The organism is Paenibacillus sp. MER TA 81-3 (assembly GCF_023713585.1).
Taxonomy (GTDB): domain Bacteria; phylum Bacillota; class Bacilli; order Paenibacillales; family Paenibacillaceae; genus Paenibacillus_B; species Paenibacillus_B profundus.
Map to the genome: position 1 here is coordinate 1 of NZ_JAMAWB010000009.1, position 22,984 is coordinate 22,984.

Annotated in this window: 21 protein-coding genes and 1 pseudogene; 5 read left to right on the forward strand and 17 right to left on the reverse strand. The window is 46.0% G+C overall.

The genetic code is table 11. The features are described 5' to 3' along the window. Positions 1 to 164, forward strand: a pseudogene (locus M3650_RS14165) (IS30 family transposase); the annotation flags it as partial. Between the two features lie 73 nt (positions 165 to 237). Here M3650_RS14165 and M3650_RS14170 read toward each other — a convergent pair. The 3 genes from M3650_RS14170 to M3650_RS14180 all read right to left on the reverse strand — a co-directional run bounded on the left by M3650_RS14170 (position 238) and on the right by M3650_RS14180 (position 3,537). After that, on the reverse strand, positions 238 to 1,182 hold the full coding sequence (locus M3650_RS14170; protein ID WP_251575649.1) for a DUF4073 domain-containing protein: 945 nt from the start codon (positions 1,180 to 1,182) through the stop codon (positions 238 to 240). Positions 1,183 to 1,486: 304 nt separating this feature from the next. After that, a complete protein-coding gene (locus M3650_RS14175; RefSeq protein WP_251575650.1) occupies positions 1,487 to 2,845 on the reverse strand; it encodes a HAMP domain-containing sensor histidine kinase in 1,359 nt (452 codons plus the stop codon). Then, a complete protein-coding gene (locus M3650_RS14180; RefSeq protein WP_251575652.1) occupies positions 2,842 to 3,537 on the reverse strand; it encodes a response regulator transcription factor in 696 nt (231 codons plus the stop codon). The genes M3650_RS14175 and M3650_RS14180 overlap by 4 nt, the downstream gene beginning before the upstream one ends. Positions 3,538 to 3,879: 342 nt before the next feature. Between M3650_RS14180 and M3650_RS14185 the strand changes: the two genes are divergently transcribed. Then, complete coding sequence (locus M3650_RS14185; protein ID WP_311295083.1) at positions 3,880 to 4,554, forward strand: C40 family peptidase; 675 nt, start codon at positions 3,880 to 3,882, stop codon at positions 4,552 to 4,554. An 887-nt stretch (positions 4,555 to 5,441) separates the two neighbouring features. On the opposite strand, the gene M3650_RS14190 is transcribed toward M3650_RS14185, so the two are convergent. The 5 genes from M3650_RS14190 to M3650_RS14210 all read right to left on the reverse strand — a co-directional run bounded on the left by M3650_RS14190 (position 5,442) and on the right by M3650_RS14210 (position 10,260). Then, entirely contained in the window at positions 5,442 to 5,945 is a 504-nt protein-coding gene (locus M3650_RS14190; protein ID WP_019422057.1) for a C39 family peptidase, read from the reverse strand. A gap of 521 nt (positions 5,946 to 6,466) precedes the next feature. Next, entirely contained in the window at positions 6,467 to 6,577 is a 111-nt protein-coding gene (locus M3650_RS14195) for a hypothetical protein (protein ID WP_019422061.1), read from the reverse strand. Positions 6,578 to 6,728: 151 nt separating this feature from the next. Continuing rightward, positions 6,729 to 7,439 (reverse strand): polysaccharide deacetylase family protein, encoded by a 711-nt coding sequence (locus M3650_RS14200; RefSeq protein ID WP_311295084.1) that lies wholly within the window; start codon positions 7,437 to 7,439, stop codon positions 6,729 to 6,731. A gap of 167 nt (positions 7,440 to 7,606) precedes the next feature. After that, positions 7,607 to 9,085: an oligosaccharide flippase family protein gene (locus M3650_RS14205; protein ID WP_251575656.1), complete on the reverse strand. Its 1,479-nt coding sequence runs from the start codon at positions 9,083 to 9,085 to the stop codon at positions 7,607 to 7,609. 86 nt (positions 9,086 to 9,171) lie between these two features. Beyond that, positions 9,172 to 10,260 (reverse strand): amidase domain-containing protein, encoded by a 1,089-nt coding sequence (locus tag M3650_RS14210; protein WP_251575658.1) that lies wholly within the window; start codon positions 10,258 to 10,260, stop codon positions 9,172 to 9,174. A 239-nt stretch (positions 10,261 to 10,499) separates the two neighbouring features. Between M3650_RS14210 and M3650_RS14215 the strand changes: the two genes are divergently transcribed. Next, entirely contained in the window at positions 10,500 to 11,294 is a 795-nt protein-coding gene (locus tag M3650_RS14215; protein WP_251575660.1) for a divergent polysaccharide deacetylase family protein, read from the forward strand. 203 nt (positions 11,295 to 11,497) lie between these two features. Here the strand turns inward: M3650_RS14215 and hprK are convergent, their stop codons facing one another. Together hprK and M3650_RS14225 are read right to left on the reverse strand one after the other, a co-directional pair. After that, complete coding sequence (gene hprK / locus M3650_RS14220) at positions 11,498 to 12,403, reverse strand: HPr(Ser) kinase/phosphatase (protein ID WP_019422066.1); 906 nt, start codon at positions 12,401 to 12,403, stop codon at positions 11,498 to 11,500. Between the two features lie 151 nt (positions 12,404 to 12,554). Further along, positions 12,555 to 13,733 (reverse strand): cation:proton antiporter, encoded by a 1,179-nt coding sequence (locus tag M3650_RS14225; RefSeq protein WP_251575662.1) that lies wholly within the window; start codon positions 13,731 to 13,733, stop codon positions 12,555 to 12,557. 359 nt (positions 13,734 to 14,092) lie between these two features. On the opposite strand from M3650_RS14225, the gene M3650_RS14230 reads away from it, so the two are divergent. Then, positions 14,093 to 14,680 carry a TetR/AcrR family transcriptional regulator gene (locus tag M3650_RS14230; RefSeq protein ID WP_251575664.1) on the forward strand — a complete coding sequence of 196 codons (588 nt, stop codon included), beginning with the start codon at positions 14,093 to 14,095 and terminating at the stop codon, positions 14,678 to 14,680. Positions 14,681 to 14,717: 37 nt separating this feature from the next. Here the strand turns inward: M3650_RS14230 and M3650_RS14235 are convergent, their stop codons facing one another. The 7 genes from M3650_RS14235 to M3650_RS14265 all read right to left on the reverse strand — a co-directional run bounded on the left by M3650_RS14235 (position 14,718) and on the right by M3650_RS14265 (position 20,284). Beyond that, the gene (locus M3650_RS14235) at positions 14,718 to 15,797 is read right to left on the reverse strand and encodes a hypothetical protein (RefSeq protein ID WP_251575666.1); all 1,080 of its coding nucleotides are present in this window, start codon (positions 15,795 to 15,797) and stop codon (positions 14,718 to 14,720) included. Positions 15,798 to 15,814: 17 nt separating this feature from the next. Continuing rightward, positions 15,815 to 16,957 carry an AI-2E family transporter gene (locus tag M3650_RS14240; protein ID WP_251575668.1) on the reverse strand — a complete coding sequence of 381 codons (1,143 nt, stop codon included), beginning with the start codon at positions 16,955 to 16,957 and terminating at the stop codon, positions 15,815 to 15,817. Positions 16,958 to 17,099: 142 nt separating this feature from the next. Beyond that, positions 17,100 to 17,489, reverse strand: coding sequence for a DUF350 domain-containing protein (locus M3650_RS14245; RefSeq protein WP_019422071.1), 390 nt, complete (start codon positions 17,487 to 17,489; stop codon positions 17,100 to 17,102). After that, a complete protein-coding gene (locus tag M3650_RS14250) occupies positions 17,486 to 18,175 on the reverse strand; it encodes a hypothetical protein (protein WP_251575670.1) in 690 nt (229 codons plus the stop codon). The genes M3650_RS14245 and M3650_RS14250 overlap by 4 nt, the downstream gene beginning before the upstream one ends. A gap of 5 nt (positions 18,176 to 18,180) precedes the next feature. Then, positions 18,181 to 19,371, reverse strand: a complete 1,191-nt coding sequence (locus M3650_RS14255; protein WP_251575672.1) for a glutathionylspermidine synthase family protein — start codon at positions 19,369 to 19,371, stop codon at positions 18,181 to 18,183. Next, positions 19,371 to 20,042: a hypothetical protein gene (locus tag M3650_RS14260; protein ID WP_251575674.1), complete on the reverse strand. Its 672-nt coding sequence runs from the start codon at positions 20,040 to 20,042 to the stop codon at positions 19,371 to 19,373. Before M3650_RS14260 ends, M3650_RS14255 begins: the two co-directional genes overlap by 1 nt. A 32-nt stretch (positions 20,043 to 20,074) precedes the next feature. After that, entirely contained in the window at positions 20,075 to 20,284 is a 210-nt protein-coding gene (locus tag M3650_RS14265) for a hypothetical protein (protein WP_019422075.1), read from the reverse strand. 504 nt (positions 20,285 to 20,788) lie between these two features. Between M3650_RS14265 and M3650_RS14270 the strand changes: the two genes are divergently transcribed. Continuing rightward, the gene (locus M3650_RS14270) at positions 20,789 to 22,714 is read left to right on the forward strand and encodes an acyltransferase family protein (RefSeq protein ID WP_251575676.1); all 1,926 of its coding nucleotides are present in this window, start codon (positions 20,789 to 20,791) and stop codon (positions 22,712 to 22,714) included. The last annotated feature ends 270 nt before the right edge of the window (positions 22,715 to 22,984 follow it).

Consider the following 22,984-nt stretch of genomic DNA (forward strand, 5'->3'; position numbering starts at 1 on the left):
ATGGGCTCCTCAGAGAGTTCTTTCCCAAGGGACATGACTTTGCTAGGGTCACAGAGGAAGAACTTTCACATGCAATAGAATTGATTAATAATCGACCAAGAAAATGTCTTGGGTGGAAAACGGCGTACGAATCATTCGTGAGTGAACTGTCGCACTTGGCTTGACAATCCGTCATTTACAAAAGACATACAAGTCCTCTCACACCATTGCGAGAGAACTTGCCTGCTTCTATCCTAGTTAAAACAAAAAAACTCGGGGCTGACCAGCAGAAAAAATGCCTCGTGCCTCTTCACGCACCTTAACGTTATCCCCTGGCTTAAAGAATACTTGTTCATCGAAAGGCATGTGCACATATGGACCATCGTTAACCGAGTATTCATAATTGTGACTACTGTTAGACAAATAATCATTGCCCTCAAATTGCATTCGAATGGTTGAAGTAAATTCAAAGGTCTGGACATCTCCCGGCGGTAAAATAGAGCTTCCGCATTCTCTTATTAAGACTGTCATATCTCCCGGAAACTCTGGAGGATTTTGTTCGTCATATGCGGTCCAGCTGCTCCCGCCATCTGTTGACCACTCCATTGCCGATGTCGCGTCCGAGAAGGTATTGGAATGATCGCTTGCCCCCACAAATAGATAAACATTGTCGACAAACGTAAAAACATCATCTGCCTTGCTTGGGTCGTCAACGGAACCCGTTTCAATCTGTAATTGCTCTGTAATTAACTCCACGAGTTTCTCCCCGCCATAATGCCTGAAGGCTCCGATTCCGTGCTTGGTGGACATGCCGTCCGGCCGTTGCTCATTCATGTAAATGGCGTCTTTTACAAATGTCGCTTCCACTCCAAACCCTTTTTCGTTGCCTAGGTTAATCTGATCAAAATGAAGGGACAGTATCGGCATATCCGGATAATCCAGATTCCATGAGATGGAGGTTACAGGAAAGAAACCGAAACCATAATTGCGCAGCTTCCCGCGTTCGATAATCGAAGCTACATTCGTATTGCTCGTAATAGAGTCTTGGACCGGACTCGAAAACGCCTGACTTCCATCATATTGCAAGCCATTTTTTATTTGCTCCGCCGTTGGAGCTCCCCATGGCGCATCGACTGGCACGGCGATGTAAAATACCGTTCCGGTTTGTTGTGTCTGGACTTGAAGATCTACGCTCGTTTCCATGCGGTTCACATATGTTTTCGTATCGAAAACATCGCGATATTGATTTCCCGGCTGATCCGGATTGCCCGTATCTCCGCCCGAGCTGGAACTGCCTCCGTTACCTCCCGTGCTGCCCGATATTGGATACCATCTGGGTAATGAGTCTATTCTACTATATGAGATTCTGAACAATCAATAATTAATATAGGTCTTTTTTACTTCTAAATAGTAAATAAGTCTCATAAAAATATACAAATTACTCTTAAAATCACAAAAATAAAAAAGCCATCCATCAAAAGGATGACCAGCTTAAACATGGGCAAGTTCATGATGTTCCATCCTTAGGCAAATGAACGATCACTTCCGTTCCCACTCCTTCTTCGCTTACAATGTCAATCGACCCATAATGCTCACGCACGATCGACTGTGCTATAGGGAGTCCTAAGCCAGCTCCTCCTGTTTTACGTTGACGGGCACGATCGACACGATAAAAACGTTCAAAGACGAGGTCGATTTCATCCTCAGCAATTCCGATGCCACAATCTTTCACCCGGATAATCATATCCCCTTCTGCTTCAGATATGTATATTTCGATAAATTTTGTGCTATATTTTAATGCATTGTCAATCAATATAATAAGGAGCTGCTTTATTTTTGTTGGATCGGCGACAATGATGAGTTCTCTTGAGGTTGAATGAATTTTGATTTCACGGTTATGCAGCTTGCGCACAAGCTTTGATGCCTGTTTGCAGCACTCCACAAGATTGAACGGTTCACGTATCGGCTCGATTCCCTGTTGTGAGGATGCCAAATCGAGCAGCTGCCGCGTCATCTTCCTCATCCGTTTGGATTCTTCATAAATGGATTCAATGGACTCTTCTTGAATGCTCTTATCGTCCGTACCCCATCGCCGAAGCATACTGGCATAGCCTTCAATAATGGTTAGTGTCGTATTTAATTCATGAGAAGCGTCCGACACGAACTGCTGCTGCTTCAGAAAGCTTTCTTCCAATCGTTCCATCATTCGGTTAAAGGTTTCCGTCATCTTGTACAGTTCATCTGTCTTTTTTCCGTTAATAGGAATCTTTTTAAATGTAAGACTGCTTTCAATTTCCTTCATGGTCTCAATGCTTTTCGATATCGGCATTAGTATTGTCTTGGATAGAACTAAGCCCCCAATGAAACACAGCAGCGCCGCCGCAGCTGTGGACAAAATAAGTATCGACACGAGGATGTCCAGACTGCTTTCAAGTGCAGCCATCCGTTCCACCGTTTCAAGCGTCCCGATAATTTCCGGACCGTATTGAACGGGAACCCGCACCGTAAGCACTCTTTGACCGTCGTCCCGTATCAACTTTGCCTCTTTTACAGGACTGAATTGGGGCTCGGGAAGTTCGATTTCGTAATCTTTTTGGATGAAGTTGACCATCTCCGAATGAGGATTAATAATCCGTATTGTCGTGTTCTCTAGCATGTAATATCGTATCTGGCGATTCTGTTTATTTTGCATAATCGCATTTGGCCCGATTTTTTCAATAATCTGCTCGGCTTTTGTTTGCAAGGATTCGATTTCGTTTTGCGTTGCAATTTTGATAAACAAAAAATAGATGACGAGATCGACACAAAGCAAGATGCAAATCAATAAGACGGATGTGAGCAAGGTTATTTTATTTTTTAGCTTCATGCTTCTTCTTCCCTCATACTGTACCCTATCCCGCGGACGGTTTGGATCAGTTTCACTTTGAAAGGGTTATCGATTTTTTTTCTTATATATCTTACATACACATCGATTACGTTCGTATCGCCCACGAAGTCATAGCCCCATACTTCGTTAATTATTTTTTCGCGATCCAATACCTGATTTTTATGTTCCATTAAATAGATAAGAAGGTCATATTCCTTAGGAGTAAGTTCCATCTTCAGTCCTTCACGAATCACTTCCCGAGTTTTCTTATTGACAATTAGGTTGTCTACCCGGAGCTCGTCATTGTCATCGTTAGCCGATTCATCACTTCGGCTTCGAAAGCAAGCTCTTATCCTTGCAAGTAATTCTTCAATTTCAAAAGGTTTTGTAATGTAATCATTCGCGCCCTGATCCAGTCCGCTCACTTTCTCGGGAGTCGTATTTCGAGCAGTCAATATAATTATGGGGGTGCAAGTGTCGATTTTTCTCAGCCTTCTTAATACTTCGATACCGTTCAATTCAGGCAGCATAATATCAAGAATAATCAGATCCCATGCCTTGGATAATGCTTTCTGCAGGCCCTCTCTGCCGTTCTCCGCTAATTCAACATGGTAGCCCTCATGGGATAACTCCAGTTGCAGAAGTCTTGATATTTTCTCCTCATCTTCAATGATCAAAACATCTTTTTCCATCCTCGAATCGTCCCCTTATTTAGTTGTAGACCAATTTTCTTTTCTTATTTTAGGGAGTATTATTCTTGAATTATTTTCCCTTAAGCACTCCAAAATATACGTCTTATGGAAATGGAAGCGCATAGGATCACTCTCTTAAAATAAAAGATACTATTAAACTATACATTCTCTCTGTTCTCAAGAGATTGAACATTAAGGATTTCTCATCAGTTTTTAATAATAGGGATGAATTAGCTATGGTCACAGGGTTTGCTTCAACGCTGGTAATTGATGGGGTTGATTGTTGTGTTATGGTGTTTTTAGTGCGATTACCAAAACGAAACATGCCATAAGGAGGAAGACATGAACAACAAGAAGAAAAGCCATATCGGTAAAACAGTAATGGGAATCAGCCTGAGCCTTGCGGTTGCCTTTTCCGGAAGCATGCTAGTATCGCCTCAACCGGCTCAAGCAGCCTCCGTATCCGAATCATCGGTTGCGGATAATGTAATTGCAGCAGGAAAGAAATTGATAGGGGTACCCTACAATTTCGGAGCAAAATCAGGAAATACAAATGTTTTCGATTGTTCTTCATTTACTCAGTATGTATTTAATCAAAATGGAATAGACATTCCGCGCTCGTCGCAGGAGCAATCCAAGGTCGGCACTTCAGTGTCCAAAAAGGATCTGCAATCAGGGGATTTAGTGTTCTCAGATACGAACCGGGATGGGGTTATTAATCACGTCGCTATTTATATGGGCGGAGATAAAATTATCCACACCTACAGAGTCGGCATCGGTGTAACCATTTCTGATTTCTCCGGCAGCACGTGGGACAAAACATACGTAACTGCACGACGCGTCATTTCTAATGGTGGACAAGATGGAACAGTAACGCCACAGCCTGTCCCAACAGAACCCGAACAACCTGCTGTGGAGGCTCCTGAAGAGCAACAAAAGGATACCTCTCCTTCTCACTGGAAACAAAATAGACAGTGGGGCTGGAATTATTGGGATAACAACAACGATGATAATTAATAGTCTCTAATAGAAAGCAGGGCTCTCATTGAGGAACCTGCTTTTTACATATGAAATAGATTGATCATGCCTGCAACGAGTGTCAAAAGAGTAAATCCTGCCATGCATGTAACCGTGACAACTTGAGTAAACCATACATCTTTGTATTCTTCCATAACCGTAGTCTCCTCTGTGCGAATTGAAATGATATCGTGCTTTTAGCTTACATGGAACAGGGCATCGATACTATCGAATTGCATAACGGATTCCTTACATTTATGCAAGGAACCTCACCGGAGGCGATACTCTCTCCGTTCGGCGCTTCCGATCACTCTCCCCTTCGATCAGTAATAACGATTCCCGTATGCCTCAGGAGCTAGGCGGGGTGAGCTAACGGTGATGTTGCTGCATCGTCCGAGAAGCAAGGTTACTAGAGACATGTACACCACAGTTAACCTCACCCTACGGAGGGATGCCCCTTCTGAACGAGAGGGAGAATGGAGAGAAGTACTTGGCAGCGTATCGTTATCAATTCATCGCTCATTTCAAGCCTGAACCTACTGTATTTCCTGCTTGACACCATATCTGAATCATTGCCTGGATCTCCAGCTCCGTATCGAGTCGCGAGAAATCGGCCTGCAACCGCCAATTCACAAGCAATCTAAGACCTACTGGTCCACCCCCTGCTACTGCCACGTCAAAATGTTTATCAAGTTTAACGTAATAAAGGACAGCTTTTCTTCCATTTCAAGGATTATTTCTATCAGGAAAAAGATTATTTTGATCAAGCCAGAAGATTGTTAAGAGGAGGATCAAAACGCTGCAAAATTAGAAAGCCGGTAACGTAATAGTTACCGGCCATTCGTAAAATTCCTACATACTCGATAAAGGCATGCCCAGAAGTGCGGCTAGGTTAATATTTGACATGCAATCCCTGTGTAGTACCTATGAAAATCAACGGAAGACATATGTTTAATATAGTTATTTGTTTCTTTTTTGTGCCAAGGATCCAGATATGTAAAAAAGTCTTTGTCTCTCTGCACCAATACGACCCAATGAGAATTGCGAAGACCAAATTCCTCCTCATTTCCAGTCATTAATACCATGATCGGAGCTCTCTTTAAGCTATCTTTCCATTCATCGTCATAAAATGACATCCGAAACGCAATATTGTTCAAAACGCAAAACCTAACGAGATCTTCCGGATAGGTTCCAATCGCTTGATCGTCCTCATCATATCCCTTTTCCTTCGGCGGCACAGTCAGCTTCAGTTCTTCAGCGAGCTCATTGAATGTAATATTGTCCATGATACGGTTAAATTTCAGCAGCATCGACAGACTTGCCACCCCGCAAGTTGCTTCCGGATAATAATTTTGGTCATTTTGACTAATAAAAAAATTATGAAACTCCACGCGCTCTCACTCCTTAATAGGCAAAGTTCTATCTCTATAATATTCTCCATGCGAAAACAAAACAAGGGAATATATGTTATATAATTGTCTATTTCTTTCATTTCCATCACTCTCAGGGCCATATAACATATTCGGTCCTACGGTTGCGGGCCACCGCATTGACACCTATCGGCGGCTTCCCGAAGGGTGGGCTCCCGGTCCTGAAGATGTGTGGAGCGATCTTCATATGTGGCGAAAATTTCTGCGGCTGGATAACATAACCTTTACCACCATACCTGCTGTCACCGCTCTTGTGTTCCCTTCCCCCTGCAGAACAGCCATGACTTTGCAGGAAAGAGCAACAGAATCTGCGCATTGGGCAAAACAAACAAATTCCTCTTCTTTCCGCTCCTCCTTTCAAGCTTAGTTCTTGCATGCCGGAATTTAATCATAAAAAAACCTGCCGACTTATCATCGGCAGGATTCAAACAATAATGTGCCTGATTACGAAGGGTATGATGTATTTAATCTTATTATCGTTCTTAACAGAATCCTGTAGAGACAATAACTAGAAGGATGAAGAGAACCAGAATGACTGCCGTTGAAGTGAAGAGTGGACCGAAGCCTCCTACACCTTTAACGCATTCGCCCATTGATGAACCCTCCTTCATATGATGATACGTAAATATTATATTAGGTCAATCTACATCCTGACACGGCAATATGCCTAAATTGACGCTCAGGCTGCTATACTTCATCCTACCCCGGAGCGTCCCCATTGCTGTAAAGCCACAATTGCTTGGCTCACTTTACCGCAGAGTTTGATTTGGCAAAACGGACGATATATTCGTGCAATTTTTGCGGAGTGATTGAAGGATTTCCGGCATTAATTCTAGGGATCGTCATGCGATTGGCATGCCGTGTCATAATTCCAGGCCGGATGGTGAATGCATATCGGATCCCAGCCTCATAGATGGCGGATTTCGCATCCTTTGAATATTTTCCGTAGGGATAAGCGAAGCTGTCGACAGGTCTCATTTGAAGCGATTTCAGCAACCGGTACGCTAGCACGGCCCTTCCGTTTACTTTTTTATGCATATTATGGGTATGGCACTGGATATCGATTCTTGGGACCGTATTCAGCATGTTCTTGATTTGATCTCTCTTCATGAGAGGAACATGCAGACCTCCAGAATAGAACATACGTCGGGTAACGTAAAAGTTAACAGCCGGAACATGGAGCTCTTGCAGTATCGGGAAAGCATTCCAATAAAAGCTTTCATACCCGTCGTCGAATGTGACGAGTACCGCATTGGGAGGGACTTTGCCCCCATTTATGTACTGACGGAACTCTTCCAGAGATATAAAGTGATATCCACGCTGTGTTAAATAGGATAGCAGTGCTCGAAATAGGCTTGTCTTTATCGTCCCTGAGCTGCGGTCCGTTTCATGAATACATAAGTACGGCAACCGAGTCTGTGTATATCGGTTGTTTTGGTGCCGGTGCCGAAACAACCGTCGATATAAGGAACTGTGTAGTCAGCATTGTGAGCAACAAACCAAGTATGCACCTTTTAATCCTTTTCATTCCAACTATTACTCCTTATACAGGTTGTGCAAAATGTCCCCTTTTGATTACGACGTCATGCATGAAAGCAGATACGACGACATCGGCGTTGTCCTTATTTAAGATGTTTCATCCGTATTCCGATGATGAATGCCGCGCATGTACAGTACAGGAGCATACTGCATGCAACCGTCGTTACATGACTCAAATGAATATGCTGCATAGCAAAAGGAAAGACGAACAGCATGATTACGATAAATAATACGAGATCCCACCCTATCCATTTCAACTGGAATAAGGTAGTATCTTTTGAGCGGAGCGCCCGCAAATTCCACAGTACCGCCACCGTTTCCAACGTGAGGGTGCCGATGGATGCCGCTTTATATCCGAATCCCGGAAGCGCCAACAGGAAATAAAGAAGCACGGTAGACAATCCGATGCCGCCGATCAGTCCTACCAAGGGTGTACTTTTTCGTTCTTGCGCCCACAGCATGCTTGTCGTCAACTCACGAAGTCCTACGATGAGTGGAATAGCTGATAAGAAACGTATCGGTTCCGTTGCCTCAGGCGTACCGAATATGAAATTCGATAGCTCACTTGCATATAGAAATAAAAACATCCCGCTCAAACTACCCCATGTCCAACCGAGTTTCAACACTTTCTCGATTTTACGATGGTATTGATACATTCGTCCCTGCTGAAAGTCTGCAGCAATCTTCATCGTCATCGTGTGTGATACCGCAGCCGTGACGATTGTCGGCACATACGCTATGACGATGGCCATCCCCATAAAGACGCCATACATCGCGGTTGCTTCCGAGACCGAATTCCCGGCTGCTTGTAACCGCCTCGGAATTAGTATCGAGTCGATAAAGTCAGACGCCGGTACAAGCATCCTTGTGAATCCGATAGCCAAAGAGGTACGAAATAGGATACTCAGCTCTCCGCCATACGACCATGTCTGTGCAGATGTTGTTGCAATCTGCTTCGATGCGGCAACGTATATCGTTATGATGATGAACGCAACTAGCGCGCCGATCGCCGTCCCTGTAATGCCAGCTCCAAGCGCGGCTCCTATCCCATGGGAGGAGAACAGAATGACGAGTGTAATCAACAGCGCGACCCGTACGCCTTGTTCCACTAGCTCGGAGACGGAGATCACTCCGTATCGCTCTGTGCCTTGCATATACCCTCGCAATAACTGAAGCAGCGGAACGGCGATAAGTGCCGGAGCCAGGTAACGCACCGCTGCCGCGAGTTGGTCGTTCCCGAGCATTGTGGCGATCACGCCTGAATTCGAGTATACAAGAAATCCAGAAGCAGCTCCTATTAGGGCTACGAGTACGGACATGTTCCGAAAAGCTCCCCACCCCTTGGCTGGGTGCTTAGCTGTGAACAAGGCTAGAGCAGTGGGCAATCCGCCTGTGATGACCATCAGTGCAATCCCGTAGAACGAATATGCAATCTGGTATAGGCCGATTCCTTCTGCTCCGAGCAGCCTTGTCAATGTGACTCTTCCGACTAAACCGATACATTTTCCCGCAAAAATGGCTCCAGTGCGGAGCGCCGTCTGCTTTACGATTGCTGGCAGCATCAATAGAAATCACCGACCATTCCGTCTTGTCCTCATCATTGTATGAACGGAATGATTGTGTTATGTTCCCTGTGCTGCAAGTCAATTCAGTCGCGAATATGAATCAGTAAATAAGTGGTATGTTTATCCCAACCGAGATCAAACGGAACCCGATATCGATCGGCCGTATGAGAATTCACAAGCGGATATCCATTCATGTCAAAGCCAACAACGATCGAAAAATGGTCAACGTCGCCTCGGAGCATGTAAGCAATCAGATCTCCAGGCCGCAGCTTCGCGATGGCGCCAGACGGGTGCCGTTTGTTTGCGGTAACGATGTCTTGAAAATTCCCTCTTGCGATGAGCGTGCCATAACCGCTGCGGAGAAGAAAATCCTTGAAAGCATCGGTCTGAACCCATGTTCGGCTTCCACCCCCGGATTTGATATGATGCCAACCTCCACTCATCCGCAAGCCGCCGCCTTCCTGCCGATCCCCGATGCATTGGGATGCAAAGTTGGTGCAATCGCCGCCTAATCCGGTGTAATCCCGGTATTTCGGGTTATAACGATGCTTATGGCCTGAGCCCCAAGCTGCACCAGCATATTTGTTCGCATATTCAACAGCTTTATGGCGATTATATCTCCGCTTGGAATTCGAGGCCGACTGTTTCTCAAGCTCGGATGACTCGACATGACGATTGGAACTCAGGATCATACCGTCCGAATCTGGAATCAGTTTCGGATTTTCCTCCAGCGGATCCAAATACCACTCACGCAGCACATGCCACTTTCCGTCTGTCTTCGTTATAGTCAGAGCATGACGGGTCCCAAGACCAAATGATTGAACAGGCATCATACTATGGATGTAGGCATAATCGAGCTTCAAGGATTCTACGGTCGAAATATAAGCTTTATCTTTTTGTTTGCTTATTCGAATAATGCGCACATGGCTCTTCGCGTTTACGAATTGGATTCCTCTGCGTTCGGCCCAAGCTTGAACATATTCGGATCTGTCCGTTTCATGCCGCATAGCGTTCCGGCTCGATGCACTAGAGCTCAAATAGTATCTGCTCAATTTGTCTTTGTCTTGATGAATCAAATAATGGGCCCGTTCCGAGAAAAGCTGTCGTATAAAGACAGAAAGCTCTTCATCCAGCTCCTTAGGTGCTGCGGCTGCCTGCGGCAACATCGCCATGCTACAGAAACAAATAACCAAAATCATTGAGTACATTTGCCTGAACATCTTCCATTCTCCCTTACTTCAAATCACTGCTTACATGTATTGATGCAGGAACATGAACGTCCTGTTTAATATGTCCAGCACAGGATATATGATGCTGTCAAAAAATTTCAGATTAAATTCCGATAAATGTTCAGACGATATGTACAGAATCATGAAATAGGGTGTGGATGATGAATCGTACGAATATAAACATGAAATGGTGTAAATTGTTAATCCTTGCATCCGTCATGGTATCGCTCCTACATTCTCCTGAACCTGCTCAAGCCTTATCGCAACTGAAAGTGCACGGAAAAACAGCGATCGTCGTAATCGATGACTTCGGCAATAACACAGGAGGCACAAAAGAAGTGATGGAACTGCCGTTTAAGGTAACCGTTGCCGTTATGCCCTTCATGCCGAACACGGTCAACGATGCCAAGCGGGCGCACGCTGCCGGACATGATGTCATTGTTCATATGCCGATGGAGGCGTTATCAGGGAAGAAGCATTGGCTTGGTCCGGGCGCAATCACGACCGATTTGAGCGACACTGAAATCCGCACGCGTGTTCATGCCGCCATAGACAACGTCCCTTATGCGGTGGGGATGAACAATCACATGGGTTCTAAGGCTACGGTCGATCCGCGAGTAATGAGGAATGTACTTCAAGCATGCAAGGAGCGCGGTTTCTTTTTCTTGGATAGTCACACCAATTATCGCAGTATCGTTGCAAAAGTAGCTCGTGAGGTCAAAGTTCCTTGTTTTGTAAATCATATTTTCCTGGATGATGTTCATACAAAGGCAGCGATCCAAAAGCAATTCATGTTGATGCGGCAGCATCTCAATCAACATGATGTATGTGTTGCCATTGGACACGTTGGCAATGCCGGGAAAATAACGGCATCCGTTCTGAAAGAACAAATGGAGAAAATGAGCAAGGAACAAATTACGTTCAAGAAAATAACGGAGTTGTTGGATCCAGTAAACAAGACCATGGTCAATATGTGATCATGCAAGGTTAAAAATGAAGGAAAATCATTATCAATAACCTCAGGACCATCTCCTGAGGTTATTGCACTGCACTATGTCTTGGATAACTGTAAAGAGGTCATTAACGATTATTCAGCGGGCGACCCGAGTATAGGATGGTTGCGTGCCCCATATTCTCATCCGTTACAAATAGAATCAGCGTTAATCATTTTGCTCATAGGTTACATATTCAATCGTTGAATGAAATCTTCTGCGGCACTATAGCCTTGCAGCTGCAAATACCAGCTATTCGCTGCCGCTTCGACCAGACTGGCAACATCGCGGCCTGGCTGCAGCTGAATTTGAATCGTAGGCACCTTCACACCCATATACTCCACATAACCAGGCTCCAATTGCAGTTCATTATTCAATTCATTCTCTTTCCACTTCGCCAATTCGATGTCCAGCACGATTCGAGTCTCTTCCTGAAAGGCGCTCCGACCATAAATGCGTGCCACATTAATCAATCCAATGCTGCGCAGCGCGAGAAATTCTCTCGTCTTGCCGTCATGAGTGCCGATTAAGGTCTCGGCATTCATCTTCTTCAGCACAACCGCATCATCGGAGACGAGACGGTGTCCGCGCCGGATCAACGTCAAAGCCGTCTCGCTCTTTCCTATCCCCGACTTGCCTCGCAGAAGCACCCCAATCCCTGCCACGTTGACGCACACGCCATGCACTTGGATTTCAGGCGCCAGCATTTTCGTTAAGTACGAGTCCACGACGCCAATGAATTTGGAAGTGTCTTCTGTTGTGCGAAGCAATGGTATGCCCTCTCTGTTGCAATGCTCAATTAAATACGTGAGCCCTTCCTGATTCCGGGTAACGATGAAGCAAGGCGGATGGTACCGAACCACATTATGGATTCGCTCGTTACGTTCTTCTTCGGTCAAAGTATGAAGATAGGTAATCTCCTTCTTCCCGAGCACTTGAATTCGTTCCTGCGGGAAGAAATCGTAATATCCGGCGAATTCCAGTCCAGGACGATGCACGCGCGTCTTTGAGACCGTACGTTCGGAACCGGCATCATCCGATAATATTTCCAATTGAAAGCGGTCAATGAGCTGCTGGACCGTTATTTTTTTCACAACGTTTCCTCCTTTGACGTGAACACTTTCACAATTATACAACCAGTTTGCGACAAATACACTACATTCCATCGTCCTAAAAGGGATACGTTCCAGAAAAAACCTCAAAAATAGTAAAGCCTACAGCTTAGAAACTGTAGGCTCCCATTTTTTAAAAGTTCACTGCTTTTTCACTGGACTTGATTTGGTTTTTATCTTTTCTATTAAACATGATTTTCAACAATGGCGGTGTGACCAAGGTCGTAATAATAACCATAATGACGACGGAAGTGAAATACTCTGGCATCAGCAGTCCAGATTGTAATCCGGTCGAAGCGATAATCAGTGCTACTTCTCCCCTGGAAATCATTCCGGATCCAATGGCGAGAGAAGATTGATTGTCAAATCCAGTAAGTCGCGCTCCAATCCATCCGCCCACCAGCTTGGTAATGATAGCCATGATGGTAATCGTAATCAGCAGTCCAAGTTGGTCACCGATCCCTTCGAACGATACATTCAGACCGATGCTTACAAAAAAGACAGGAACGAAGATGGCGTACGCAATCGGCTCGACCTTCTTCTCAACCTCGTGCTTGAAGGTTGTTTGCGATACAGCGATACCAGCAGCAAATGCGCCGATAATCCCGGCCATCTGCATCCATTCAGCAAAGTAGGCGAAGCCGAAGCAAATAATTAAAGCGGCGCTAATGACCGCCTCGGTAACCTTTAACGGCGCTAACCATTTCATCACTCGCGGAACGAGGAACATGCTCGCCAAGAAGATGACGACAAAGAACAATATTTTTTTGCCAATCAACAGTCCGAGCGAAACATCCGAACCTTGTCCAAGAATACTCATTATAAAGGCAAGCAAGATAACGACCAATACATCATCGACTACTGCTGCACCTAGGATGGTCGTCCCTTCCCGAGAGTTCAATTGGTTCATTTCTTTCAGCACTTGGACTGAGATGCTGACAGAAGTGGCACAGAAGAGTACTCCAAAAAATAAAGCATAGCTAGGGGTAAAGCCGAATGCAATGGCTGCACCGTAGCCTCCGATGAATGGCAGGATGATTCCGCCGATGGCTACAGCAAATGCAGACTTCCAATTTTTTCGAAGCTGTTCCAAATCAGTCTCCAAGCCAGCGATAAACATAAGCAGGAGCACACCAATCTCGGATAGCTCATGAATGAAGCTGCTATTATGAATCCAGCCTAGAACGGCTGGACCCAGCAGTATGCCCACTAACAATTTACCCAAGACTGCCGGCTGCCCGATTCGAACGGATAAATCACCGGCTATCTTTGTGAATAGTAGGATTAAGAGAAGATACAAAATGAATTCCATTAGCTGTCTCACACTCCTTGAAATAATTAACAATTGTAAAAAGACAAAGAGGAGCCCAGAATGGCAGGCTCCTCCAATTAAAACATTATTTTTTTATTCAAATATAATCATATTATACGGGAGTGCAAAGTAAGTTGCAATACTTTTTTCACTAACCCAGTTAATGGATAGTTCCTCCTTCGACCATGGTAACATCCATCTGCAATCGAACCGGAACGTCATATCTGCGGGAACATGACTTGCGACGTGTTTTTATGCGCGGTTGACGAACAAAAGTCATGATGATAACATACAGTTAAACAATGATTTAAACGCCGTTTAAACTCAGGAATATGAAAATGTGCACGAGGAGGGATAAGATGAATCCACCGTTGAATAATGACGTATCGACAAAAGAGAATATTTTGAACGTCACCTTAGAATTAATCAAAAGTGAAGGATTCGAAGCCGTAACGGTCAGAAAGATTGCCTCTCTGGCCAATGTTAACATTGCGCTCGTCAATTACCATTTCGGATCGAAACAAAAATTAATTAGCGAAGCCGTAAAAGTCTTGCTTACTTCATTTCAAGAGAGCTTCGAAGTACTAGACGATCTGACGTTGTCACCCAAGGAAAGATTAAAGATGTTCCTGCTTCAATATGTCAGCACCATTCAGCAATACCCCGAGTTGGTCAAAAGAATCATTACTCAGGGAGCCGTCACCTTTGAATCTCAATACGAGTATGGAATCTTTCTAAAAACAATGGGATTTCACAAAGTCCAAGCAATTCTACAAGAACTGACGGGAGAAGAAGATGCAGAAAAGCTGATGATGATGATGACGCAAGTGTTCGGTGCTGTCTTCCTCCCAACGCTCATGCTTCCGATTTTGCAAGCAGGTGCAAATGTGAATTTGCCTCCAATTGAAATGCAACTAGATATATTGATTGACCGCTACTTTCACTAATATGAGGTAAATGGGGCCGTATACCCGGTTGTCGTTACTACACTCGGATAAAAGGTTGATACCGTTCCAACCAGATTAGCTTGCTGTCGCTGAGCCAATTCACGAACGTGCCTTGACCGATCTTTTTCCATTTCGATGTCTTGAAGGAATATAGCCATAACTGATCATTATGCACTTGATACACAAATGACTTGCGATCCGGTGAATAGTGAACGAGAGGCCGTTCATCCTCCATAGAAGTTAATGAAACGCTGAGGTTTTTCGGAATGGGTAGCGTTTTGAACTTGGCTTCATCATTTGGGACAGTCATGACATTGCCTTTAATATTAGCATAAGGAGTTGGAGTGAACACCCTCTCACCCGTACGCCATTTCCATGCCATTGTACCCTGTACCGCATTTTGATCGGTGTGTGCGGCATATTCGGTCAGCACCTCGATTGTATCCTTGTCGGAGAATCGCATCGGATACATGCTGAACATGCCATCGCTGTGGGATAAAAAAGCAGCATTCTGCCGTAAGCGCAGCAGCTTTCCTTCTCGCGAGAACACGTGTAAGTCAGCGCCTGGTCCTTCATACTTATCGGTGGTGATGAGCAATGCCGCATATTTTCCATCCGGCGAGGAGGAGACGCCGTATATTTGCTTGCTGCTCTCGAACAGCTTGACGTACTGTTTGGTGCTGACATTCAGCCGGTATAACGTGCGGCCGTTCTTCACAACATACGTCTCCTGCTTATGCATCCGATCGGACACCAGTTCATCGAAATTATCCGTCTTCACCCCAGGGCTGAATTTCGGGAACGGTGTGAATGTCAACTTGGTCAAGTCCAGTGCCTGATGCGATTGACCCGTTCCGTACAGGATTAGCCGCTTACCTTGCTGTGCCCCGCCGTCCATGAGACGGTAATCGATAAAAGGAGGCAGGTTGACATTGTAATCTTGCCCGCTTCCGCTCACGACATGAAGTACGGCATGTTCATTGACGGGCCAGTCTTGAATATCAGCTTCGTCTCCCCCGCTTGCAAATGTAGATACGGGCAGTACGAGGGCGAATGCGACCGTGATGACTGCAATAAATGATAGCGTGCGCCAACAGGAATGCGAATGTTTCAACATAAAGCACCTCACTTTGACTAAATATCATCTGGTTCATACAGATGTGAACGAGCTTTAAACCAATTGAACAAATGAGTGATTACCACCTTCAACACGGCATAGCCGGGAACAGCCAAGACGATGCCAATAATTCCGAATAAGTTACCGGCTGTCAGGATGACAAATATAATCGTGATCGGATGGATTTGCAATGACTTACCCATTATCTGTGGCGAAATGAACTTGCCTTCAATCAATTGGACTACCGTCCAGACGACGATCATCTTGAGCAGCATAACCGGTGATGTCACAAGCGCTACGATTAACGCCGGCGTGATAGCAATGGCAGGCCCCAAATAAGGAACGATGCTCGTGCAGGCTGCGATAACGGCCAAAATGAGCGAATACTCAAGACCGATAATAAGATAGCCAATGTAAAGCAGAATTCCAATACAGAAGCTAACGATGATCTGTCCGCGGATATAGGAGCTAATCTGATGGTTCATCTCCGTCATGACTTGTTCGGTCTGCTTCCGCAGCGTAGTCGGTACGAATGACAGAATGTACTGTGGCAGCCGTTTTCCATCTTTCAGCAAATAGAATAATATGAACGGCACCGTTGCAAGAGTAAGGACAGTTTCTGTTACAGCTCCTAAAAAGCCGCCGATGCCTGACCATGTGTTATTTAAGAGGATAGATGCACGTTCGGATATCGTATTCATCAATTTCGATGATTCAAAAGCAATCGTCTGCTGGAACCGATTAATGAAGTCACTGCCGATTAAATCGGTGAATAGCGTCTGGATTTGCTCGCTGAACACAGGGAAGTTGGCAATCAAGTCGGATACTTGTCTCTGGATGACCGGAATGACGGCCAACACGACAATCGTAATGATTCCGAGAATCAATAGATAGAGAATAAGGATAGAAAATGGGCGCTTTACCTTTTTCTTTTCTAAATAATCGACTATGGGATTGAGCAAATAATACAAGACCCCCGATAAAAGCACCGGAAGCAGCACCGTCTTGATTAGGATGAGCAATGGAGCAAAAACAAAAGAAATCTTGGTCAAAACGAATATGTTCAGTCCGATAAGCAGCAAAATTAGCAAAAACAGGACAAATTTATTGTTGAGAAAAAACATCCTGAATTTGGTTGTCCTCGATGGAGGTCGCTCCATTCCCATTCCCCCTTCTCTACCTTCCCTAATATCAGCGTTGGGCAATCAATAAAAATATTATACAATAAAAACCAATCAAGCGTCATCGCGCTCGATTGGTTTACAAATTGGTATTCGTTTATCGCTTCTCTCGAATTGACGATTATATGATTAAGCTGCTAATCGCGAAGCTCATACCGATATACAAGAAGCAGAGCAGTACGCCTACGGCAACGTTGCCTTCTTGCAGCTGCTCGGACAGCTTCATCCTTGGCGTAACCCAATCGAACAGCAAATAGGTCATCATCAAGCATACATAACCGACTGCGAACCAGAGAGCCATATGCCAGATCGATGTATTGGTGTAAGCCGAGATTCCAAGTACAATTGCCGTCGACAAAAATTTGCCGCCCATCGCAAGCCCGACAGCGACGTTTCCTTGCTTCAATTCATCGAAATCGTTATACGGGGTCAGCAAGCTGAAAATGTACATCCCAACAAACTGCAGCACAATGATAACGATGATACTAATCATAATATTGATGGCGATCAATCTGCCCACCCCCTGAATTTGGCCATCGCCAAATCATAATCAACAAAGTCATGCACTTCTTCCAACACAGCCTTCACCTTTTTCTTATCTTTCAACTGTAAGTAACGAGTCTCGTCGATCGGCTGTTTGACGGTATGCCCCGAAGGCAATGTCATGACGGCGAACTGACGGAACTTGCCTTGATACTCCGTTTTATATACACCGAGCAGCTCGACATCGGCGCTTAAATTTACCTTTAAGCTTTGCAAATCTTTCTCCGCGTCCTGTTTGGATGGATACGACTTGATCGGTTCCCAGGACGATAATCGGACGTCATTGCGTCCTTCGTTGCCCGCGATCATTTCAGCGGTCATATATTGCAGCGTCCAAATCTTGTCTCCTGTCGCATAGTTGTTGTCATTCGGCAGCAGCTCGTTATCCGGCAGCAGCGTCATATCCCCGCCGATGATGTCGCCGACCGTGGCGCTATCAATTTTGTAGTCCCATGGGACTGTATTGGTCGCGGTTGCGCTTGTATATCCGGCATCGTCCGCTCCAGAATTGAACAGTTGACTGGCTATTACTATGAAAAAAATGATAACGACAAACGCTATAATTATTTTAAGCGTGCGCTGGTTATCTAGGCTTGAATGGCCCTTGCGGTGACGGTTCGAATCCCGTCTCTGACGGTTCCAGTCTTGGTTCATGACTATCACCTCACTCCAATCGCTACGAAATGACTGCTATTGCCTGTAATAAGCCCCCCGGCGCGTCCGAGGATGCCGCACGGCTCTCCATTAATGACGAATACACCGGTCAGCAGGTGATAATCTCCGTTGTGCAGCCGTACGGTTGCCAGTTCTGCCCGCTTCTGGAACACCCTGCTGAAGAAACAGCTTGTGTCAAAGCCCTCTTCATCTTTGGTTTCCATGTTGCCGTGCGAATCAAACAGACATACGGATCCGCCTTCACGCCCGAACATCGATTTGGATACGTAGCTTCCGTCGAACACGGCTTTGTTGTAGGTTGGAAGCATATACTGTTCAATAACGGCGTGCTCTTCCGGTGTATACAGCTCGGACCCTAGTTCATGTACCGCCCAGATGACGGCTTGCAGCCCCTTCGACTGCAAGATGACCGCATGCAGTGAATTAAAGAGCCGCACATTGCCCGTTTCAATGGCATAAGATAACGCTTCTCCCCCATCATCGATCGCCATCCACTCTTTCGGGTACAGCGCGAAGAGACTGTGAATCGCCTGCTGTGTGGCATCCTTTACCACGCCATCGTCGACCCACAGCTCCAGACAATCTACACAGCGAACCGGAAGCCCGGAATGCTGTACGAGCATATCGATCGTTCCTGAATCTTCAGCATGCTCCCCATAGCCCACGCAAGCGGCATAGTCCGGCCGATCCACAGCCCAAGCTTCCTTTATCCGGTCGGCCATGGCCGAGTTCGGTGTCCATGCGCCGAGTTGGTCGCACATCCACGGCGTTGCCACTGCTGCTTCCACATATCCGGTTGGCGTATCCGCGTTTAATTCCAACAGCTTGATGGCCCCGTTATCCGATATGGCAAAGTCAAAGCGGGCATACTTGCTCAGCTTGCCGAACTCGTCCAGCGTCAGCGTGTCCAATCCATCCCACAGCACTTCCGGAATGGACAACAGGTCGTACAGATCCCTCCGTCCGATAACGAAGCGGGCTGCTTTGTCAAAAATGCTCCACAGCTTTGCCGATACGGAAAAAAGCTCCTGATACGTGTGCCTATTCATGGTGACGATCTGGTCTATCCAATACCGTTCCTCCTGCCAATCGGCCCAACCGAATCCAAGCGCTGCAAGCTGAGCGACACGTGAAGCCCTATCGGCATGAGGCGTCCCGATTACTTCGAATCCCATTATCCGCCGAAGCCTCCTCCCTTCGAGCTGTTCGAAGAACTGAACCCGCTCGATTTGTTGCCGATACCACCAGGAGAGGAAGAATTCGATTTAGTGCCGCCGACGGACGAACGCCGAATTATCGAACCCGATCCGTTCGACGTGTGCGGGCGAATCGCCGAATTCACGACGGGACGATTCTGAAATGCATCAGCCGAAAACGATTTGGTCTTATAGGGCGCATTAGTGCGCGTATCGTAGACTCCGCCTCTCGTCGACCAACCGGAAGAAGAATAGGCTCTTCCATTGTTGAATATCAAATGGTACAGCAGCATATCGTCCCATCCAAAGCCGCCGTGATGGATGACGGTCGGTGATTGGCTGCTAGCTCCACCTGAAGCAACAGCGCCTCCACTGCCACTTCCTTGCTGCTCCCCTTCCTTCTCTTGGGGCAGAGGAATGTTCCAATCCACATTCGCATCGAAATATTTCTTGACTTCCTCCGTAGACCATTCTACTAATTTGGCCTGATCGGCCGGTGCAGCCGCTTCCTGTCCCAATGCCGATGGGATTAAGAGCAAGTTGGCCGCCAAGGCGACGCCCAGCGAGGTGCTTAACACCTTTAATGATTTCTCTTTATGTCTAGGTTTCTCTTCCGGAGCTTGTTCACCGGTTCGTTTCTCCTCATTCATCTGTTCTTGCCTCCTCCCCTGCTTCATCCGCTTTATGGCTTCTGTGCCGCAACGACAAGCAGTTCAAACTCCCCCGTGTTTACGTTCAGGCGTCCTTCCAGCATCTCGTATTCGATGTCGTTCACGAGCAAATAATTAGCATGATCCAGCAATTGGACCATATTTGCGTTCCATTCCCGTTCATCGATAGGAAGAAGTTCCCCGGAGGCTGATTTTTCGAAAATAACGATTTTGGTGTGCAATGAATTCTCCTCCAAACTTGTTCATTATCCGTTATCAAAAAGGGACTTTTTGAACTACCTCTAATCATATCTTTTTACGGCGTTAATATATGGTAAGTTTCATATCTAAAACAACCAAGGCATTTTTAATGCGTAACAATAACAGGTGTTACGCTTTTGAATCGTTTTTGTGATGACTTTGTAACGATAACGGTTCAATAGTCATTTATAGTTATGACAGGAATACATATCGTGATGACTGCGGGCAGTGAATCGGATTCAAGTCGCTTGATGAAGTATATATGCTGTTGAGGATAATCCCCCGTTTTCTTATGTAGCAGATAACGGGGGTTTTTATGCCTTCATTCATGCGGACGCACCAATTGAATATAGAAAGGATAGAGAAATGAATGGATCGCATGTGGATTGGTGATCGGGTTATACATAGCATTTATCAGTGGAATGACAGAGCATTCCATTTCATACATACGGTTTCGGTTTCAGACTATGAAGGAGATATGAAATATGAATGGCCGGAGTAAGGAACAAGGACGCTATATGACAGGGTTGGATGGACTCCGCGCATTGGCGGTGCTCGTGGTCATCATTTATCACCTTGACCCGATTTGGCTGCCTGGAGGATTTCTGGGAGTCGGCGTGTTTTTCGTATTGTCTGGTTATCTCGTTACGGACATTATCATTGCCGCACGGACACGAAATCATCGAATTCATCTCAAAGACTTCTGGATTCGCCGTTCACGCCGGCTCCTTCCCGCCATGCTCGTCATGCTTGTAGCCGTCGTGGCGTGGATTACAATTATGGATAAGTCCCTGCTCCCTACGGTAAAAGGGGATGTGCTGGCAACATTGTTGTATTCCAGCAATTGGTGGCTTATCTTTCATCAGGTTTCGTACTTTGATCATTTTGGGCCTCAATCCCCTTTTATACATATGTGGTCTCTTGCAGTGGAAGGACAGTTTTACCTGATATGGCCGCTGCTGTTAGCTATTGCTTTCCGTTATGCTCCGAAGCGCGGACAGCTGTTTGCAGCAATACTCGCCGTTGCAGCGATTTCATCTATGGCTATGGCGATTATGTATGAGCCTGGAACCGATCCTAGCCGAGTCTATTTCGGAACGGATACCCGGGCATTCGCTTTGTTGCTTGGATCAGCGCTCGCCATTTTGTGGCCGAGCGCTAGATTGCGCATTGGAATTTCTCGCCCGGAGCGGGTGGTGATTGAAATTATCGGCTGGTCCGGACTCATTGTCATCATCGAGATGTTTTTCTTAATGAATCGATATGACGATATGCTGTATCGCGGCGGATTCGTCCTCCTGTCCATAGCTGCTGCCATGGTGGTCGCAGCGGTCGCTCATCCGGCAAGCAGCTTGAGCCGGCTGTTGAGTTGGGGGCCGCTCCGGTGGATTGGCGTTCGATCATACGGCATTTATCTATGGCATTATCCTGTTATCGTATTGACCAGTCCGGCTGATCGGAGAGGGGAAACCGATTGGAGCCTGATCATTGTACAGATCGTCCTCAGTTTCATCGTTGCCGCAATATCATGGCGGTTTATCGAAGAACCGGTTCGTCGCGGCAAGTTGGGGTCGGTCCGCCAACAAATCGCCGACAAGAGTTGGCAGTGGCATCAGGTACGGATAAAGCATTGGATTGCATCAGTATGCATTTTGGGCGTATTCATCGTATTTTGCTTCGGCATGAGTTATCAGACTCCCGTCATCTCGGCCAGCAACGAGACGCATGAGAAGAGCCCTTCTGTTATGAGGGATCACCGTAAGACAGATAAGCCCGACAAGCCTGCTCCCGATCGTTCCAAGCATGAGGGTGGTAAGGCTGAGACAAAGAATAACCCCGATCCTTCTCGCAAGCCTCATGTCGATTCGGTAGTTAACAAGCAGCCGGATCCGCCGGACTCGGGAAGTATCCAGGCAGAGCTCATGGTGACGGCCATCGGTGACTCTATTATGGTCGATGTCGCGCCCTACTTGGAGCAGCAGTTCCAGAATATCGAAGTCGATGCGGAGATCGGCCGCCAAATGTCCAAAGCTCCCGACGTGCTGCAGCAGCTTAAAGAACAAGGTAAACTGGGCCAGTATCTCATTGTTGAGTTGGGAACGAACGGAGTATTCAACAAGAAAAAATTGATTGCCTACTTGAGTTCGCTGGAGGATGTCCGACAAATCGTATTAGTAAACACCCGTATGCCGGATGAATATGAGAGTCAAGTCAACTCCGCTTTGAAAGAAGTAGCTGAAGCACTGCCTAATGCCACACTCGTCGATTGGCACGCGGCCAGCAAAGATAAAGACTCCTATTTCGCACCTGACAGAGTGCACCTGAATAAGTCCGGAGCCAAGTATTATGCCTCACTCGTAGCCGAAGCGGTACGAGTAAGATTAGCGCCTGCGAAACGAAATGACGGATAAAAAGGTAGGACATCGTGCTCACACAAAGTACGATGTCCTTTGATTTAAGCTAGAACTAAAAGTCATCCAGCGCAGCTCCTCTTAACAAGCGAAAAGGCAGGGATAAAAGCTAAGCTGTGTCCTCCTTGTCTCATCCTACATTGGATTCTGTCCAATGGAACAGCACGTAAACCTCTTTGTCGGTAGGTTTGATTGGAGATCGTCCAATGTTATGACACTCATTCCGCCGCAATCGCAGAAAACAGCCCGATCCACTGTACAAAATACAGT

Excerpts from the sequence above, each read along its gene's own strand:
- M3650_RS14170 (WP_251575649.1), bottom strand. The coding sequence starts at position 1,182 with ATGGAAACGAGCGTAGATCTTCAAGTCCAGACACAACAAACCGGAACG.
- M3650_RS14175 (WP_251575650.1), bottom strand. The coding sequence starts at position 2,845 with ATGAAGCTAAAAAATAAAATAACCTTGCTCACATCCGTCTTATTGATT.
- M3650_RS14180 (WP_251575652.1), bottom strand. The coding sequence starts at position 3,537 with ATGGAAAAAGATGTTTTGATCATTGAAGATGAGGAGAAAATATCAAGA.
- M3650_RS14185 (WP_311295083.1), top strand. The coding sequence starts at position 3,880 with ATGAACAACAAGAAGAAAAGCCATATCGGTAAAACAGTAATGGGAATC.
- M3650_RS14195 (WP_019422061.1), bottom strand. The coding sequence starts at position 6,577 with ATGGGCGAATGCGTTAAAGGTGTAGGAGGCTTCGGTCCACTCTTCACT.
- M3650_RS14205 (WP_251575656.1), bottom strand. The coding sequence starts at position 9,085 with ATGCTGCCAGCAATCGTAAAGCAGACGGCGCTCCGCACTGGAGCCATT.
- M3650_RS14210 (WP_251575658.1), bottom strand. The coding sequence starts at position 10,260 with ATGGCGATGTTGCCGCAGGCAGCCGCAGCACCTAAGGAGCTGGATGAA.
- M3650_RS14215 (WP_251575660.1), top strand. The coding sequence starts at position 10,500 with ATGAAATGGTGTAAATTGTTAATCCTTGCATCCGTCATGGTATCGCTC.
- M3650_RS14225 (WP_251575662.1), bottom strand. The coding sequence starts at position 13,733 with ATGGAATTCATTTTGTATCTTCTCTTAATCCTACTATTCACAAAGATA.
- M3650_RS14230 (WP_251575664.1), top strand. The coding sequence starts at position 14,093 with ATGAATCCACCGTTGAATAATGACGTATCGACAAAAGAGAATATTTTG.
- M3650_RS14235 (WP_251575666.1), bottom strand. The coding sequence starts at position 15,797 with ATGTTGAAACATTCGCATTCCTGTTGGCGCACGCTATCATTTATTGCA.
- M3650_RS14240 (WP_251575668.1), bottom strand. The coding sequence starts at position 16,957 with ATGGAGCGACCTCCATCGAGGACAACCAAATTCAGGATGTTTTTTCTC.
- M3650_RS14250 (WP_251575670.1), bottom strand. The coding sequence starts at position 18,175 with ATGAACCAAGACTGGAACCGTCAGAGACGGGATTCGAACCGTCACCGC.
- M3650_RS14255 (WP_251575672.1), bottom strand. The coding sequence starts at position 19,371 with ATGGGATTCGAAGTAATCGGGACGCCTCATGCCGATAGGGCTTCACGT.
- M3650_RS14260 (WP_251575674.1), bottom strand. The coding sequence starts at position 20,042 with ATGAATGAGGAGAAACGAACCGGTGAACAAGCTCCGGAAGAGAAACCT.
- M3650_RS14270 (WP_251575676.1), top strand. The coding sequence starts at position 20,789 with ATGAATGGCCGGAGTAAGGAACAAGGACGCTATATGACAGGGTTGGAT.